This window comes from Tahibacter caeni, assembly GCF_024609805.1.
GTDB lineage: Bacteria > Pseudomonadota > Gammaproteobacteria > Xanthomonadales > Rhodanobacteraceae > Tahibacter > Tahibacter caeni.
This window is the reverse complement of sequence record NZ_JANFVR010000554.1, coordinates 1-1,854: the sequence shown is the minus strand read 5'-3', so window position 1 is coordinate 1,854 and position 1,854 is coordinate 1. Positions and strand designations below refer to the sequence as shown.

The following is a 1,854-nucleotide window of genomic DNA, read 5'->3' as shown; positions in this document are numbered from 1 at the left end:
CGCGCGCTGACGCCGCAGCTGTTTCCGCGCGGCGCGCTCGAGGCGGCGCTGGCCGCGGCCTCGGCCGACGGCGTGGCCGTGACCGACGAGGCCATGGCCATGGAGCGCGCCGGCCATGCGCCGCTGCTCGTCGAAGGCAGCGAGGACAACATCAAGGTGACCACGCCGGCCGATCTCGTGCTTGCCGAATTCATCCTGCAGCGCGCGTAGGTTGCGGTGAGCGCAGCGAGCCGCAATACCACGGCGTTCGAGCCACGAGGACTCTCCGGCGGCGCAGAGGCGGGCGGCCGCCCGCAGCGACGAAGCGGGGTGCAGCCTTCGCGGTCCGTGCCTCGGCGCCGCGAACGCGTTCGTCGACGTCCGGCGTGGCCGCGGCCTTCGCCCGGATTCCGGGCGCGTTGTTTCGGTCGCAGCGCTTCGCGGCAGGCGAACATTGACGTTGCGGTTCGCCTTCGGCGCACCGCCGGCCGGCGCAGCGCGGACCGCGACCGCGCGGCTCGCCTGCGGCTCACCACAACCTACGGATTTCTCTGATGCGAATCGGACAGGGTTTCGATGTGCACGCGTTCGGTCCCGGCGACTGCGTCGTGCTCGGCGGCGTCGCAGTGCCGCACACGCACGGCGTCGTCGCACATTCGGACGGCGACGTCGTGATTCATGCGCTCTGCGACGCCGTGCTCGGCGCGCTCGCGCTCGGCGACATCGGCCAGCATTTTCCGCCGGGCGACGAACGCTGGCGCGGCGCCGACAGCCGCGTGTTCCTGCGCCATTGCCGCGCGCTGATGCGCGAGCGCGGCTATGTGCTCGGCAATGCCGACGTGACCGTGGTCGCCGAGCGGCCCAAGGTCGGCCCGCATGCGGCCGCCATGCGCGAATGCCTCGCGGCCGATCTCGGCTGCGCAGTCGATGCGGTCAGCGTCAAGGCCACGACGAGCGAGCGGCTGGGTTTCACGGGCCGCGGCGAAGGCATCGCGGCGATGGCCGTGGTCCTGTTGCAGCGGAGCGGCGAATGACGGCCTGGCCGTACGCCTTCGGCGGGCCGCCGCTGCGCGCGCGCCTGCGTGCGGCGCCCGAGGATTTCTTCGTCGACGAGGATCTCGGCTTCGCGCCCGACGGCGCCGGCGAGCACGTGTTCCTGCGCGTGGAGAAGCGCGGCGCGAACACCGAGTGGGTGGCCCGCGCGATCGCGCGCTTCGCCGGCGTGCCGGCCGAGGCCGTCAGCTATGCCGGGCTCAAGGACCGTCACGCGGTCACGCGGCAGACCTTTTCCCTGGCCGTGCCGCTCAAGCGCGAACTGGACTGGCCGGCGCTGGCCGATGCGGAATTCCGCGTGCTCGAGGCGCAGCGTCACGGCCGCAAGCTGCGCCGCGGCGCGCTCGCGCGCAACCGCTTCCGCATCGTGCTGCGCGAGGTCGCCGGCGAGCGCGAGGCCGCTGCCGCGCGGCTCGCGGCGATTGCCGCCCACGGCGTGCCGAACTATTTCGGCGAGCAGCGCTTCGGCCGTGACGGCGACAACGTCGCGCGCGCGCAGGCCATGTTCGACGGCCGCCGCGTCGCGCGCCACGAGCGCAGCCTGCTGCTGTCGGCCGCGCGGGCGCAGATCTTCAATGCGGCGCTGGCCGCGCGCGTCGCGCGGCAGGACTGGGACCGCGCCCTCGACGGCGAGGTCTGGATGCTCGCCGGCAGCCACAGTATTTTCGGTCCGGAACCGCTGACCGAGGCGTTGCTCGCGCGCCTGCGGCAGGGCGACATCCACCCGACCGGGCCCCTCTGGGGCGAGGGCGCGCTGCGCAGCGGCGCGGCCGTCGCCGAGCTCGAGCGCGCCGCCGCGGCGGACTGGCCTGGGCTTGCGCG

The 1,854-nt window shown here is 73.8% G+C and carries 3 protein-coding genes; all 3 read left to right on the top strand.

Annotated elements, in window-relative coordinates:
- A partial coding sequence (locus tag NON22_RS23715; protein WP_257389449.1) for a 2-C-methyl-D-erythritol 4-phosphate cytidylyltransferase occupies positions 1–210 on the top strand: 210 nt, incomplete at its 5' end.
- A 323-nt stretch (positions 211–533) separates the two neighbouring features.
- Positions 534–1,013: a 2-C-methyl-D-erythritol 2,4-cyclodiphosphate synthase gene (ispF, locus tag NON22_RS23710; protein WP_257389448.1), complete on the top strand. Its 480-nt coding sequence runs from the start codon at positions 534–536 to the stop codon at positions 1,011–1,013.
- The coding region (truD, locus tag NON22_RS23705; protein ID WP_257389447.1) for a tRNA pseudouridine(13) synthase TruD at positions 1,010–1,854 on the top strand (845 nt) is incomplete at its 3' end. The genes ispF and truD, both read left to right, overlap by 4 nt.